Here is a 14,435-nt window from a genome sequence, read left to right as displayed (position 1 = left end):
GCCCGCCCAGCACCCGGGCCTAGGCTGGGCCGCGCGGCGCCAGCCAGTACCGATGGTGCCGGCGCGCGCCGTCGTCCGGTGTGGCACGCAGGGGGCACGAGCCCCCGCCCACCGGACGAAGAACCGCAGGATTCCAACGATCCCGAGCCCCCAGAATCAGATGATCAACTTCCGAGACCTGGGGTCTCGCCAGCACCGGAAACGGCGGCTGACCTGCGCTTTCGCTTTGCGGCGTTGTGCAGCGTCTGCCGCCGTTTCTGATTGGTGGCGCCTCGTATTCGGAGGTAGCGAATGCCCTGGATGGCAGCCTCGTCAGTGCTGCATTGCGGCGTCCGGTGCGAGGTTGCGCAGGCCGGGTCCGCTGAGCGCGACGATGGTGAGGAAGCCGGCCCCTGCGATGAGCCAGACCGCGTCGAGGCTGAGCCAGGTGCCGAGGAAGCCGCCGGCGGTGAGGCCGGCTGGCATGGTCAGGGCGTTGATCAGGCGGCGCAGCACGGCCGTGCGCCCCAGGAGGTGGGCGGGAACGAGGCTCTGTTGGGCGGATTGGACCGCGGCGCTGCTGGCGATGAGCGGCAGCCCTTGGGCGAAGAACATGGCCATGACCAGCCAGATCGAGTCTGTGAGGGCGACGGGAAGGAGCAGTGCGCCGTAGATCAGGTAGGTCGTGACGATGAGCTTGGCCAGGCTCGTCCGGGGGGCGATGAGGGGGGCGAGGAGCCCGCCGAGGACCGATCCTGCGGCGGTGACGGCCATGAGGAGACCGAACTGGACGTCCGAGGCGCCGAGCTCGTCCCTGGCGAAGAGGACGAGGATGCCTTCGGGCATCCAGCCGAACAGTCCTGCCCCGGCGGAGAGCAGGAGAGTGGTGCGGATCGCGCGGTGCCGGGCCGCGAAACGTGCCCCGGCCGTGAGGTCGGCCGTGTAGGCGGCAAATCGTGCTTTGCCGGTCGCAGGCCGTTCCGTGTGCGGGACGGGTGCGTTCGGGCGGGTGTCGCGCCTGAGGGCGAAGGACCCGATTGCGGCAGCCGATGCGGCAAACGACGCGGCGTTGATCGCGAACGGCAGGGCCGGTGCCGCAGTGAAGAGGAGCCCAGCGAGGGCCGGGCCGATTCCACCGGCGCCGACCTCCCGCCCGACGGCGAGGTGGCTGTTGGCCCGCAGGAGGTGCTCGCGGGGCACGATCGTGGGGATCAGGGCGTAGAGGCCTGTGCTGAAGATGAGCTCGGCGACGCCCAGCAGGGCTGCGACGGTGAACAGCAGCCAGAGCTCGGCGACGTCGGCCAGGACCGCCAAGGTAAGGGCGCCCACGATCAGGACGCAGGCCAGGTCGCTGTAGGCCATGAGACGGCCGCGGTGGGTGCGGTCGACGAGGTTCCCGACAGGCAGGGCAAGCACGAGGGCGGGAATGCCAGCGACGGTGGCCAGCGCGGCAATGACCCGTGGGTCGTGCGTGTAGGTCGTGGCCAGCAGCGGCAACGCGACCAGGTGCAGCCCGGTGCCCACGCTCGACAGGGACTGCGCCGCCAGGACCCTCCAGAACCGGGAGCCAAGGCCCTGTCGGGTGGCGTCCCGGGCGGTGCGGTCTCCGGTCGCTGTCACGGACGGTGACCCTACGGCGTCAGGACCGACGTGGGCACATCATTTCGGTGCGGTGCTGGATGTAGGCGCCCCAGTCGCGGGCGGCGAGGCGTGCCCAGTCGGCGGCGTTCTTGTCGGTGGTGCCGAGGAGCTCGGCCAGGACGGGGGCTGGCATGTTCGCGGCGAGCTGGAACATCGCGGCCTTGCGGTTCTCGTGGGGCTTGACCCCGATCTGGACGAGGTCTCTGCGGATGTTCTCGGTGGCGAGGTGGCGGCCGGGTTGCCCGCCGGGGAAGAACCAGCCGGTATCCCTGGCGACGTGCAGACTCTGCCCGCGCCGGTTGGCGTGCTCGCGGATGAGGTCGTCCAGGATCGGGGGCATCTGCAGCGGGATGCCTGCGAAGGAGACGAAGACCGGCTTACGCTGCCGACGTCGACCGCGTGCTGGACGTCGTCCTGCGCGCCGCCCTGCCCGAAGACGAGGTGCCGGACCGGGACCGGCCGTTCATCCGGAAGGGTCCATGAGCCGACGGCGCTACGTCGCTCGGGGCGTGCCCGGCGGGTATCAGATCTGGGACACCAGACTCGACCGCCGCTGGGGCGACCGCTCTACGAGCTGTGCCCAGATGACCTGCTCACCGAGCTCAACGGAGCGAAGGACTACGCCCGCGTCACAGCGCTTATCACCATGTACCGGGCGGCCAAGCGGTGAGCGCCCCGGGACCATGCTTCGGGCGGCCGTCAGCTCGACGATGCCGTATCGCATGTGATGCGGCCGCCGCGCGCTGTGGCTGCACGTGGCGCGGAAAGCGTCGAGGTGACGTGACGACGGCGTCGCGCGCCCGAGCCGGCCTCGGACATTCCCCGAGCCCGCTTGGATCGGTCCCGGCTGCCAGACTCGCCTCGTGAGCGAGAGCAAACGCCTTGTCGAGCAGCGACAGCGCAACCAGGTGATGGATGTGCTCATGCTGCTCGTCCGCGGCGACGACGGCGTACGGCGAGTTGGGAGGAGGGCGTTCTACGACCTGTTCTTCGGCTCGCTCGGCGACAGCAGTCCAGGGGAGTGGCGCACTTGGACCGTGTTCTCTCCTGCGGAGGTAGCACTGCTCGACGATGTGTACACGATGATGGTCGCCTCTCGAGGGGAGACGGCGGTCGGGGACACCGGCGGGCTGGTCGAATCCGGGTGGCCATGGGAGATCAGCCAGGCGGCGTCGCCGGCGTTGCACGTGATGAGCGCACGCGGCCGGTTCTCCGAGGATGTCGACGAATCTGAACCGAGCGGTGCCGTTGTCGATCTGCACGACGCTCGTCACGCACCTGTCGCTGACGTCGAGGTTGAAGCGGGTCTCGCGGTCGATGCGACCGTCCTGTGCCACCACACCTTCGGGATGGGTGTGTGGGTCGCTGGACTCGACCACTTCGGGCATGTGGACGTGCCCGCGATTCGTGACGGCGCGATCGGCGGGTCCGAGGACATTCCGGTGATCGGGTCAAGGGTCAGGGCTGTCGTTCTCGGCTCCAGTGCGACGAAGCAGCTGCGGCTGTCGACGCGGCGATCCGACCTGCCCGGGCTCACTGAACGCGGTGTCGAGCTGCTGCGCCAGATCGCCGCCGAGGTGGGGGTTCAGGACCTCGACGTCGACGACGAGCACGCGCGGTGGTGGCTGTACTGGGACGTCGTGCCGCGCGCTGATGTGCGGCCTGTGCTCAGGGAGATCGTGGCTGAGGGTGAGGCCCTCGGCTCTCACATCGTCACGGAGGTCCTCAAGTATGTCGACGAGGTGGAGGGGCGGACGTGGGTCGACCTGCTGCGCACGGAGGAGGGTCGGGCGTTCCCCGCACGCCGTCTGCGGGAGTGGGCGCTGATCCGTGAGGTGACCACGTCACCTCGGCAGATCGCCGACGACCTTCCGGGCCTGACGATGTGGTGCCAGCGCCGCCTGGTCGAGCACGCGACGTCGGACGTCGTGCTGAGCGACCTTGCCGCGCACGCCTCGTTCAAGAAGGTCCGCCATGCGGCTCGCGAGAAGCTGCGAGGTCGGTGGACGGGATGGGGATGACCCACGAGACCGGGTCCGTCGCGGCCCAGCTGTCTCGACCGCAACTCGCGACCGTCACGTACTTCCCTCTCGGATACGAGGGGGACGACGGGACCTACGACATCGAGGACTGGGACTACGAGATCGGGCACGTCCCCACCATGGGTCTGGCCCTGCGTACGACGGACGGTGCGGAGTTCTTCATCTGCTGGGAGCAAGCCGAGTGGGATTTCGGCGTTGCCTTCTGGGAGGGACCGCCACGCTTGATCCCGTCCGCCCGTGACGCGGCTGTCACGGTGGAGGACCACCCGCACTGGCGGTCACGCCGCGCTGAACCTTCCGGTGCGACCAGCCGGGTCCTCCAGAATGCGAACATTGGGGCGTGCTCGTCTTCGTTCATGGTGCTGGACGGTCCGGCGCGGCGGCTTGGCCGACAATCGAACGCGCCGATGCGGTGATGCTCGACCTCGCCTCGATCGGGTCGGTCCGTCGCAAGGCAGAGGCGGTCGCGGCCGCGGTCGAGGAAGCGGCGGTCATCGTCGCGCACTCGCACGGGGCCATCCCCGCTCTGCTCGCGCTTCCCCTGGTCGGGCAGCGGCTGCGTGCTCTGGTGCTCTGCGAGCCCGCTCTGTATGACGTCGCTCGAGGTGAGCCCGCGATCGAGAGCCACATCGCGACGATGGAGGCAGCTCGGCGCGCCCACGAGAATGGGCTTCGTGCCTACTGGCAGATCGTGCGGCCTCTCATGTTCGGGGGCAAGTTCGACGAGGAGCGCTGGCCGGACGAGGAGCGGGTCGCGGCCCGGTTCTCCACCGTTCCGCCGCCGTGGGGACTCGGGATCGCTGCTTCCGACATCGCTGGCACGTCAACCATCGTCGTGACCGGCGGATGGAACGACGAGTACGAGGCGATCGCAGCAGCACTGGTGGCCGAAGGTGCGGAGCACCAGGTGCTCACCGGCGCTCGGCACCGACCTCAGGACGCGCCCGGCTTCGACGCAGTGCTGGCGGAGGCGCTGAGCCGCTGAGGTCGCGCAAGCCCGTACCGGCCTGTTCGGCGGGTCAGCCGATAGAGGGCCAGCGGATGGTGACGACGACGGAGTCGTCCTCGGCCTGCCAGGAGTGGTCGGTCCCAGGACCCCAGACAACGTAGTCGCCCTGTCGCTGCAGGACGGTGCTGCCGGTCGTCAGGTCGAGGCGGAACCGGCCGCTGACGAGCAGGAGCATGGTGGTGCGCTGGTCGTCGGCAGTCCACTCGGGCCGCTGCTGGCCCTTGGGGTGGATGCCCCACTTGACCTCCAGATCCCCCGTCGCGCGGACCGCGCTGCCGGGAGTCTCCGGCGCGATGAAATGACCCAGGAGCCACCCACGGTGCTGGTCCGCGTCATCGTCAGCGTTGCCGGAGTACCAGTTGTCAGACATTCACAGCCCCAGTTCGACGTCGGGCAGGTCGACCCGCGCGCCGCCGATGTTGGCGAGCCGGCGAAAACCTTGGAGCAGCGCAAAAAGACCCTCGTTGCTCCAGCCAGGGCTGTGCGCGAGTGTATCGAGGACGTCCCGGTCAAGGCTGGAATACCTGCGCAGAGCGCCGGACTCCCCGTTGGCCTCGATCCGGCCGAAGCGCACCCACCACTCTTCGTCCTCAACGACGACAAACTCCGAACGCGATCGCCAACTAGACTCTTTGAATACTGTTGGCAAGTCTCGAATGCAATTCTCGCTGCCGACTAATGGCCTTCCATCTGGTGGAGTCCCAATGCCGCTGGAGATCGGGCGGTGGCGGTAGGGTCTGCCGCGAACTGGTGGAGCGGCCGGGCATGAGCGAGGAGAAGGCGTGAGCCTGTTCAGCAAGCGCAAGCGAGAAACGAGCGACGCGGACGTCAGCGCGGGGATCGATGAGTTCTGGCGGTGGTGGGACGGTGCTGCTGGGGAGCTTGCCGAGGCGGTGCCGGCTGGCCGGCTCGCGGAACATGTCGATGCGGTGAGCGAGCGGGTCGCCGCGATCCACCCAGAGCTGGCATGGGAGTTCGGCCAGGGCATCCACAGCGAGCACCAGCTGACCGTGACCGCGGGCGGGGACCCGCCGCTACGGCGGATCGCGCGGCGGTGGCTGCGCTCGGCGCCGCCGTCGGACCGGACGTGGTCGTTCTACGACCTGAGGCTACCGGGTCCGCTGGACGCGGTGCTGAGCATCGGGGGCGCGGAGGTGGCGTTCGCCGACGTGCTCGTGGTTGCGGAGCAGCGGGCGACGGGCCTGGACGTGACGGTGCATCACCCGGTGTTCGCTTCGGTTCCCGTCGACGCTCGCGGCCAGATCGCATTCCTGTGCTTGGACACTGCCCTGGGCGAGGAGGCGACCGAGCTGTGGATCGGGGAGATCGACTGGTCCGTCGGGGACCCGGACGGGAGTCGTTCGCTCGCCGAGCTTCCGGCGATGCTGGCCGTGGTGACTCAGGAGTTCGCCCGTGACGGGAAGATGGGCTGGTTCCTGGCCGAGGCTTGGACGCCGCACGGCCCGATGCTGGTGCGGTGCCTGAACCGGCTGTCGCCCGTGCAGGCTCCGGATCTCGACCAGCATGTCGCGATCACCGCGGAGTTCCGCGCCGCGACGTCGGCGGGCATGCCAGGACCAGACGACGAGAACGACCTGGCCAACCTGGAGAGCAGTCTGCACGCGGTCATGGAAGAAGGGGCAGGGCAGATAGTCGCGGTTCAGACTGGTGGCGGCAGACGGACTTTCCACTGCTACGTCGACTCCACCACGAGTGGTGCCGACGAGCTCAAGAAGGCGGCGAGGGGCTCCGCGGGGGCTCGAGTGCGGGTGCGTGCACGGCTCGATCCGTCGTGGGAGGCCGTACGGCCGTTCCGCGTGTGACGGTCCGATCCGAGCTGTGCGACGATCTGCCCCTTCCGGAGTGGCACGCAGGAGGCATGAGCCTCCACCGTTGTGAATACCGCAGGATTCCAACGATCCGTACCCCCCGGAACCCCATGGTCAACTTCTGATCCGGCTCCCGCCCCCGCGCGGCCCCCGCCCCCCCCCCCCGCCCCCCCTCGGCCACCGGCCGCGCCCCCGCGCCTCTCTTGGGGTGGACGACCGGCCGCTGACGTTCCTCGCCAAGCGAGACGCTCGCGCGTGGCTGAACCGGGTGCACGAGACGATCACCATCGACAAGTGAGTGCCGCCCGCCGGGGTCGCTCAGCGTCGTCGGGCCGAGGCCTGGGCTGCAGCCGCTCGGGACGTCACGTTCTGGGAGTGCGCCGAGCGGTGGCTGGAGCGGATCGCGAGCGAGCCCGGCAAGGGCGGCAAGCTCCATCGACGGGGCACAGTGATCGCCTACCGGGGGCGAGTGCACAACTACCTCATGAAGTCGCTGGGCGACGTGGGGGTCCGGGAGATCGACACCGAACGGGTGCGAGCCCCGGCGACCGCGCTCGTCGCCATGCCCTCGGTTCTCAAGTCCGACGCCTGTCGGCAGATCCGATTGGCGGGTCCCGACCGATGCCCTCACGCGGCGGAGAGACGTGGCTCGCGGCCATCCCGAGAACGAGCGGGTGGCGGCGCCCCGACCCTGCAGCCTGAGACGGGTCTTGACGCGTGTGGTGCCGCTCCCATACCTTCCAGCACGATTGAAACGCTTAAATCCTGAACCTGACCCTGCAGCGTCGCATGGAAGGCAATCTGATGACGATTCCCGCCGAGGGGCGTCCCACAGCGATTGCGTGGCGGCTGGCCGCGCTCGTCACCTGTCTGGCGATGTCGGTGGGAGGCATCCTGCTTCCCAGCCCGGCGGAAGAGGCCCAGGCAGAGGTGGCGGCTCTGATCGCCGTCGCGGGGCTGACGACGAACGGGCGCGTCAACCCGCTGGGCATCGGAGGTCAGGACCCCGTTCTGGGATGGGCCTCGTCCTCGTCTCGACGGGGGGTCACGCAGTTGGCCTACGAGGTCCAGGTCGGTTCCTCGGCCGGTGCGTCCGACGTCTGGAGCACGAGGAAGGTCCTCTCCTCGCGTCAGGTCGACGTCGAGTACGACGGTCCTCAGCTGACGGCCGGTACGCGGTACCACTGGCGGGTGCGGGTCTGGGACGACCAGGGCACAGTCAGCGACTGGAGCGCACCGGCGTGGTTCGAGACCGGTCTGCTGTCTGCCGGCGACTGGGGGAACGCCGAATGGGTCGGAATGCCGGCCCCGTCGTACGAGCACTGGACCGACTACACGGCGACCACGCGGTTCAGGCTCAACAGCGTGGCATTCGGCGTGTTCGTCCGGGCGCAGAACATCAGCAACACGTACATGTGGCAGGTCAACGTCAGCTCCGGTGTACCCATGCTGCGGCCGCACCTTCGAGTGAACGGCGCCTACAGCCTCCTCGGTGAGGTCGACCTGCGGCCGTTCGGGTTCACCGCCGCCGGACTGGTGGCGGGGGAGCACACCTTGTCCTTCCGGCTGGCCGGCGACACGATCGAGACGACGCTGGACGGCCAGATCGTCGACACGCGTGCGGCGACCAACTTCAGCTGGGGCCGGGTCGGCATCCGCACCTTCGGGACCGAGTCGGTGACCATCAGCTCCCTGACGGTGACCAGCGCCGACGGCACCGTGCTGGCCAACCCTGACTTCGGAAGCAACCCGCTCAGTGCCGGCTCGTTCGCCGACCGTCAGGTCACCGTGAACCAGACCACCGACGCCATCCTCAAGGGACCTGAGGAGGCCTTGCCGCTGCTGCGCAAGGAGTTCACGACCTCGGCCGGTAAGACGCTCACGAGTGCGCGTCTCTACGCCTCGGCCCACGGCATCTACGAGCTCTCGATCAACGGCGACAAGGTTGGCGACCAGTTCCTGGCACCGGGCTACACCGAGTACGCGAAGCGGATCCAGTCCCAGACCTACGACGTGACCAACCTCGTCAAGGAAGGCACCAACGGACTCGGTGGCGCACTGGGCGAGGGCTGGTGGGCCGGCAAGATCGGCCTGGACGGCAAGGGCCAGTACGGCACCGACCTGGACCTCGTCGCTCGCCTGAGGCTCACCTACGCCGATGGCAGCGTGCAGTGGGTCGACACGGACTCGAGCTGGAGGTGGGCTCCGAGCCCGTTCGTGGCCACCGACAACCAGCTGGGTGAGACCTACTCCGCTGCACTGGAACAGTCGGGCTGGGACGGGGCCGGGTTTGACGACTCGGTCTGGAAGCCGGTGACGGCGCAGACCTCCGACACTGCGAAGCTGTCGCCGCAGCCTGACGAGCCGGTCCGTCAGACCGGCCTGCTGGACACGGTCGAGATCACCGAGCCGATCCCGGGAGTGAAGATCTACGACCTCGGCCAGAACATGGTCGGCGTCCCGCGGGTCACGATCACGGGGAGTGCCGGGGAGACCGTCCGGCTTCGTCACGCCGAGGTGCTCAACCCCGACGGCACGATGTACACCGCGAACCTCCGCGAGGCTCTGTCCACGGACCACTACACGTTCGCTGAGACGGGCACGGTCACGTATCAGCCGACGTTCACCCAGCACGGCTTCCGCTACATCGAGATCACGGGCCTCGCCCTGGCGCCGGCGGGCACCGACGTCAAGGGCGTGGTGCTGGGATCCGACCTGCCACGGGTGGGCTACCTCGAGACCTCGAGCTCGATGCTCAACCAGCTGCACAGCAACGTCACCTGGGGTGCTCGGGGCAACTTCCTGTCCATCCCGACCGACACCCCCGCTCGCGACGAGCGGCTCGGCTGGACCGGTGACATCAGCATCTTCGCGCCGACGGCGAACTACCTGAGCGACTCCCGGGGCTTCCTGAGCAAGTGGATGACCGACGTACGGGACGAGCAGTTCGCAGGCGGCGGGGTGCCGTCGGTCGTCCCGTCGACCAACGGCGCCTTCGGCCGGAGCGCCGTGGGCTGGGAGGACGCGATCATCACCGTGCCGCACGCGGTCTGGAACGCCACCGGCGACGCTCAGATCGTCCGGGACAACTACGCGGCGATGAAGAGGTTCTTCGACTATGCCCGGGCCAGCGCCGGCACGGACAACCTGGAGACGGGTCGGTTGTGGTTCTTCACCAACGACTGGCTGCACCTGGACGACCCGACCAACCAGGGTGTGCTCGGCACGGCGATCTGGGCACAGGACGTCAAGATGATGTCCGAGATGGCCGCCGCGATCGGCCGCGACGCGGAGGCAGCTGAGTACGCCAACCTCTACCAGGCCGTGCGTCAGTCCTTCACGAACGCGTATGTCGCGTCCGACGGCACCGTGCTGGGGAACTCCCAGACCGGCTACGCGCTCGCCCTGGGTCAGCAGCTGATCACCGACCCGGGCCGTGAGCGCAAGGCGGGGGAGAAGTTCGTGGCCAAGCTGGCACAGACCAACTACCACCTGCGCACCGGCTTCATCGGCACCCCGTGGTTGCTGCCCGCGCTGACCAACATCGGCCGCGACGACCTCGCCTACACGATGCTCCAGCACAAGGACTACCCGTCCTGGGGATACGAGATCGACAAGGGCGCGACCACGATCTGGGAGCGCTGGAACTCGATCATGCCTGACGGCTCGTTCGGCCCGGTGGACATGAACTCCTTCAACCACTACGCCTACGGTGCCGTGGCGGACTGGATGCATCAGAACATCGGCGGCATCCAGATCGGCGAGGCGGGCTACCGCACGAGCATCATCGAGCCCCACGTCGAAGGTGGCCTGACCTCGGCGAAGGGCACGCTGCAGACGGTCTACGGCGAGCTGTCCAACACGTGGCGGCAGACACCCGACGGTCTGACCATGGACGTGACCGTGCCGGTGAACACGACCGCGCAGGTGCGCATCCCCTCGGATCACCCCTTCCAGGTCACCGAGTCGGGCAAGCCGCTCGTGGTCAGGAACGGCATTCAGGCCCTCAGCTACGACGACCAGGAGTCGAGGACGGTCGTCACCGTGGGGTCCGGGACCTACTCGTTCAAGGCAGCCGCCATCTCAGCGCCCCCGACGGAACCGACCGTCGACCACGTCGACTTCGGGGAGTCGGTCTCGGAGAGCGCCCACGCTGTCGCAGGCTCGTCGAGCAGCGGCACCAGCTTCGAAGCCGGACTCACCCGCCGCTACGCGCACAACCAGTTCCCGGGCTCCTTCTACACCGCCCGGGTCAAGGTCCCGGCCGGCGAGCCGTTCCTGCTCAGGATGCGCGAGACCTGGAACACCCCGGGGGTGAAGGACTATCAGGTTCTCGTCAACGACACGCTGGTCAAGCACGTGCACATGACCCGCAGTGCCGCCGGTCAGACGGTCACGAGCTACGAGATCCTCGTCGACCAGCCCGCCGCTCTCGACATCGAGGGGACGGTGACGGTCACGTTCCTCTACCCGACCACCAACGCTGCGTTCGCGTACTACGACCCGTCGATCGCCGACCTGTGGGTCCTCGACGGACCGGCTCCCGACACCACTGCCCCGGCCGTGGTCGCGGAGACCGACCCGGCCACGCCCACCGGCACCAACGGTTGGTTTAGGGGCGCGGTCGCCCTGGAGCTTGCCGCAACCGATGTCGCCGGCAACGCCGCCATGGAGACCAGGTCCTACACCGTCCTGCCGTGGACCCTCGAGGGCTTCTACGCCCCGGTCGACATGGGCGGGGTGGTCAATACGGTCGAGGGCGGATCCACCGTGCCGGTCAAGTTCGAGGTCTTCGCGGGCGCCACCGAGAAGACCAGCGTCGACGACGTCGCCTCCATCGCCGCGTACAGGACCGCGTGCGACAGCCGGGCCCAGACCGACGCGATCGAGACCGTGGTGAGCACGGGCACCGGGCTGCGGTTCGACGCAACCGCGGGCACGTTCGTCTACAACTGGAGGACCCCGAGGAAGGCGGGATCCTGCTACCTCCTGACCGTCGAGACGGACGACGGGTCGACCATCAACGCGCTCTTCCGGCTGCAGTAGTAGCCCGTCGGGAGGGGCGTGCTGCAAGGCGCGCCCCTCCCGCCTCAGCCGAGTCGTGACCTGACGAACGCGCTCACCGCAGCGCGGGCCCGTCGCCTGGGCTCTGACCGTGCAGCTCGCCAAGCGCTGACGACGTCGGCGGCGCGTCCGCCAAGGTGGCGAGATGGACCACGCGATTCGGACCACGTGGTCAGGTCGGTGCGAATGATCTCCGCCATGCTGTGCTCTGCCAGCGCCGCGATCGTCATCGACGGGTTGCACGCACCGGTGGAGCCAGGGATGCGGGCGCCGTCGAGCACGTAGAGCCCTGGGTTTCCGTGGACCCGCCCGAAGAGATCGACCGCGTCTCCCATGGGAACGCCGCCGAGCGCGTGCCAGGTGCCCGGTGCCTTCGCGTCGGTGTCGATCATCAGGCCTCCGCCCGCCTCGGCGATGCGGTTCATGTAGCCGGCGATCACCGCCTGCAGCTCCGCGTCACCGCTCGCGGGCCAGGTCAGGTGGGCGTCGTCGGCGGCCTCGTCGTAGGTCCAGGTGCCGGCGGGGTCCACGATCCCGAATCCGACGACGGTCATCATCTTCATCCCCGGTGGCTGCTCGGGGGATCCCGCGTGGATGACCGTGAACGGGATCGGGCTGTTGGCGTCGCGGCCGCCGACGCAGGCCGGCCCGCCCTGCACGGTCCCGATGTCGGCGTCCATCCCGATCCAGGCGTAGATGCGGTCGCCGTTGTTGCCCCACTGGGTGCCGACGGCGTCAGGCAGGTCGGGGACGAGGCCCTTGGCCTTCGCCTTGACGAGGAGCCGCGTGGTTCCGGTCGACCCGGCGTTCAGGAAGACCGCGTCCGCGACGATGGTCTTGCGTTCCAGGACGGTGCCGTCGGTGTCGATCCGGTCGACGTAGAGCTCCCAGAGGCCCTCGTCGCTACGGGCGAGGTCACGAACGACGTGGAGGGTCTCGATGCGGAGGTTGCCCGTCTCCTCCGCCGCGCGCAGGTAGGTGACATCGATCGACTTCTTGCCGCCGTTGTTGACGCCGAACGCGAGGTCGCTGGTGGTGTAGGTCGGCTCGTAGCGGCCGTCGAGCTCGCCGCGCACGTACTCCCAGTCGACGGGCAGTGGCACATGGAACGGCTCGAGGCCTGCGTAAGGCGCAACATCGAGGAAGGCCCGCGACGAGGCGTAGGGGTCGGAGGCGAGGACGTCGTCGGGCACCGTGGAGACGCCCAGCATGCGTGCCACGGTGGGGTAGGCCCACTCGTCGAGCTCGTCGTAGAGGTGGGCCGCGAGCGGCATCGACGCGGCGAAGTCCTCCCTCGACGGCTGCAGCGTCATCCCGTGGTACATGACCGAGCCTCCGCCGAGCGCAGCGCCGCAGGTGGCGGTCATACCGTCGCCGATGACTTCCTCGAGTACCCCGGTGTAGGGCGCCCAGGTCTTGTCGATGTTGCGGATGACGCTGTGGTCGGTCAACCAGGCGGACCGGTCGTCCATGGTGGAGAACCTGGCGAAGGTGGTTGCGTCGGGGCCGGTCTCCCAGCGCATGCCGCGCTCGATGAGGAGAGTCGGGACCCCGGCCTCGCAGAGACGGAGCGCGGTCACCCCGCCTCCGAAGCCTGAGCCGACGACGACGGCACGCTCGCGGTGGGTGGTGTGGGGAACGGATTCGGTGATCTCGGACATGACGTCTCCTCGAGCCGGTCGGCGGGTTGGGCGGACAAGGTCAGCTCGTCCTTCCACCACGATCGCAAGATCTGCCGCCCCGCAGATCGTCCAGGCGGACTCGTCGTCGTACTGCGGGTGCAGTACATGCAAGCCGGCTGCCCCACAGTTCCACCCTCCGCGCCAGTCGGCGTCGAACGCCGCCGAGAGGCCCGGATCCGCGGAAATCCGCGGGTCCGGGCCTCGTCGCTCTTGGGGTGTTGTGGACAGGATCAGGAGGCCGAGCACCCTCCCTCAGTGATTGCACACATGGTCCGGCCCCCAACCGGTGATTCCCTTGTGCATTCCCGGGTTGTGCGTCCCATCGAAGCCGACAAGCTGGGCGCACGCGGCCACGTGGGCGCCGTAGCTTCCCGCGTCGGTCGCCGCTTCGGCGGAGGCCGTGCCGACCGAGAGGAACGCAACGCCGAGCAGAACCGCTGCGATGCGGGTGAGCGGGGTCGTCATGGTGGTCACTCCTTCTGGGACGTGCGCCTGTCGGCGCCACGTCGTTGGGCGTTGTGACTCCACCGTGCACCCCGGGCCGCTCCAGCCGCACGGGCCGTTGGTCCTGCACGGCCGGGACGGTCGTCAGTCGAGTCGGACCTGTTTTCCCAGCCGGGGGACGACGGCGCAGATGCCGAGCTCGTCCGCGATGCGGCGGGCGCGACGTCGGGGTGCAGGCGTCCCCCGTGAATTGGTGAGGACACTCCCGATCACCGCGGTGGTGACCTCCCCGCGGGACCTACGCTGGAGCGTTGGACTCGATGTCGGTCAGGGTGGCCTCCAGCAGGTCGTGGGCGAGGCCGGAGAGCGCCCGGCAGGTGGCGAGCTCGTCACCGATCTCGGGCACGTCGCGGTCGCGCGGGCTCTTGCGCGCGATGCCCTCGTGGCGCAGCTCCGTCCCTGCTGCGGTGCGAAGGACGGCCTCGGCGCGAGTCCTGCCGTCCTGCTCGAAGAGAAACACGTCCACGTGCCAGGTCGTGGTGTGCATGAGCGCCTCCTTGCGGTGGTCGGAGCTCGGGCGATCGAGCTCCTTCGATCATTGTCGCGCGCGACGGCTCGACGGTGCGGTCGTCAGGGAGGATCCCCCGGTAGCGCGCCGTACCCAGCTCGCTCGGCTTGCCCTTGCGGCAGAGGGCCCCGGTCGATCGACCGGGGCCCTCGTCGTGCGGACTCGTGGCCCGCTCGC

At 68.8% G+C, this 14,435-nt stretch carries 12 protein-coding genes; 5 read left to right on the top strand and 7 right to left on the bottom strand.

Translation table 11 applies throughout. From position 1 onward, the window contains the following. Positions 1-312 precede the first annotated feature (312 nt). Together L1785_RS12000 and L1785_RS11995 are read right to left on the bottom strand one after the other, a co-directional pair. Positions 313-1,599 carry an MFS transporter gene (locus L1785_RS12000; protein ID WP_236089502.1) on the bottom strand — a complete coding sequence of 429 codons (1,287 nt, stop codon included), beginning with the start codon at positions 1,597-1,599 and terminating at the stop codon, positions 313-315. 19 nt (positions 1,600-1,618) lie between these two features. Then, a complete protein-coding gene (locus L1785_RS11995) occupies positions 1,619-1,960 on the bottom strand; it encodes a hypothetical protein (protein ID WP_236089501.1) in 342 nt (113 codons plus the stop codon). Between the two features lie 523 nt (positions 1,961-2,483). Between L1785_RS11995 and L1785_RS11990 the strand changes: the two genes are divergently transcribed. From L1785_RS11990 to L1785_RS11980, 3 genes are read left to right on the top strand one after another with little or no spacing between them, the layout of a single operon-like run. Next, positions 2,484-3,641: a hypothetical protein gene (locus L1785_RS11990; RefSeq protein WP_236089500.1), complete on the top strand. Its 1,158-nt coding sequence runs from the start codon at positions 2,484-2,486 to the stop codon at positions 3,639-3,641. Continuing rightward, on the top strand, positions 3,638-4,078 hold the full coding sequence (locus L1785_RS11985) for a hypothetical protein (protein ID WP_236089499.1): 441 nt from the start codon (positions 3,638-3,640) through the stop codon (positions 4,076-4,078). Before L1785_RS11990 ends, L1785_RS11985 begins: the two co-directional genes overlap by 4 nt. Next, positions 4,003-4,647 (top strand): alpha/beta fold hydrolase, encoded by a 645-nt coding sequence (locus tag L1785_RS11980; protein WP_236089498.1) that lies wholly within the window; start codon positions 4,003-4,005, stop codon positions 4,645-4,647. The genes L1785_RS11985 and L1785_RS11980 overlap by 76 nt, the downstream gene beginning before the upstream one ends. Before the next feature lie 34 nt (positions 4,648-4,681). Here the strand turns inward: L1785_RS11980 and L1785_RS11975 are convergent, their stop codons facing one another. Next, positions 4,682-5,041, bottom strand: coding sequence for a cupin domain-containing protein (locus L1785_RS11975; protein ID WP_236089497.1), 360 nt, complete (start codon positions 5,039-5,041; stop codon positions 4,682-4,684). Continuing rightward, a complete protein-coding gene (locus L1785_RS11970) occupies positions 5,042-5,320 on the bottom strand; it encodes a hypothetical protein (RefSeq protein WP_236089496.1) in 279 nt (92 codons plus the stop codon). 133 nt (positions 5,321-5,453) lie between these two features. On the opposite strand from L1785_RS11970, the gene L1785_RS11965 reads away from it, so the two are divergent. Further along, a complete protein-coding gene (locus L1785_RS11965; protein ID WP_236089495.1) occupies positions 5,454-6,494 on the top strand; it encodes a DUF695 domain-containing protein in 1,041 nt (346 codons plus the stop codon). A gap of 810 nt (positions 6,495-7,304) precedes the next feature. Continuing rightward, positions 7,305-11,546: a family 78 glycoside hydrolase catalytic domain gene (locus tag L1785_RS11960; RefSeq protein ID WP_236089494.1), complete on the top strand. Its 4,242-nt coding sequence runs from the start codon at positions 7,305-7,307 to the stop codon at positions 11,544-11,546. A 44-nt stretch (positions 11,547-11,590) separates the two neighbouring features. On the opposite strand, the gene L1785_RS11955 is transcribed toward L1785_RS11960, so the two are convergent. The 3 genes from L1785_RS11955 to L1785_RS11945 all read right to left on the bottom strand — a co-directional run bounded on the left by L1785_RS11955 (position 11,591) and on the right by L1785_RS11945 (position 14,237). Beyond that, on the bottom strand, positions 11,591-13,225 hold the full coding sequence (locus L1785_RS11955) for a GMC oxidoreductase (RefSeq protein WP_236089493.1): 1,635 nt from the start codon (positions 13,223-13,225) through the stop codon (positions 11,591-11,593). Between the two features lie 273 nt (positions 13,226-13,498). Beyond that, complete coding sequence (locus tag L1785_RS11950) at positions 13,499-13,711, bottom strand: hypothetical protein (RefSeq protein ID WP_236089492.1); 213 nt, start codon at positions 13,709-13,711, stop codon at positions 13,499-13,501. Between the two features lie 277 nt (positions 13,712-13,988). After that, positions 13,989-14,237 (bottom strand): DUF1876 domain-containing protein, encoded by a 249-nt coding sequence (locus L1785_RS11945; RefSeq protein ID WP_236089491.1) that lies wholly within the window; start codon positions 14,235-14,237, stop codon positions 13,989-13,991. Positions 14,238-14,435: the final 198 nt, after the last annotated feature.

It is taken from the genome of Antribacter soli, from assembly GCF_021568775.1.
Classification (GTDB): domain Bacteria; phylum Actinomycetota; class Actinomycetes; order Actinomycetales; family Cellulomonadaceae; genus Antribacter; species Antribacter soli.
Note: the sequence above shows the minus strand (reverse complement) of the source record. Positions and strands in the feature narration are given on the sequence as shown.

Coding starts and splice junctions, on each gene's coding strand:
- L1785_RS11995 (WP_236089501.1), bottom strand. CDS start 1,960: ATGCCCCCGATCCTGGACGACCTCATCCGCGAGCACGCCAACCGGCGC.
- L1785_RS11985 (WP_236089499.1), top strand. CDS start 3,638: ATGACCCACGAGACCGGGTCCGTCGCGGCCCAGCTGTCTCGACCGCAA.
- L1785_RS11975 (WP_236089497.1), bottom strand. CDS start 5,041: ATGTCTGACAACTGGTACTCCGGCAACGCTGACGATGACGCGGACCAG.
- L1785_RS11960 (WP_236089494.1), top strand. CDS start 7,305: ATGACGATTCCCGCCGAGGGGCGTCCCACAGCGATTGCGTGGCGGCTG.
- L1785_RS11955 (WP_236089493.1), bottom strand. CDS start 13,225: ATGTCCGAGATCACCGAATCCGTTCCCCACACCACCCACCGCGAGCGT.
- L1785_RS11950 (WP_236089492.1), bottom strand. CDS start 13,711: ATGACGACCCCGCTCACCCGCATCGCAGCGGTTCTGCTCGGCGTTGCG.
- L1785_RS11945 (WP_236089491.1), bottom strand. CDS start 14,237: ATGCACACCACGACCTGGCACGTGGACGTGTTTCTCTTCGAGCAGGAC.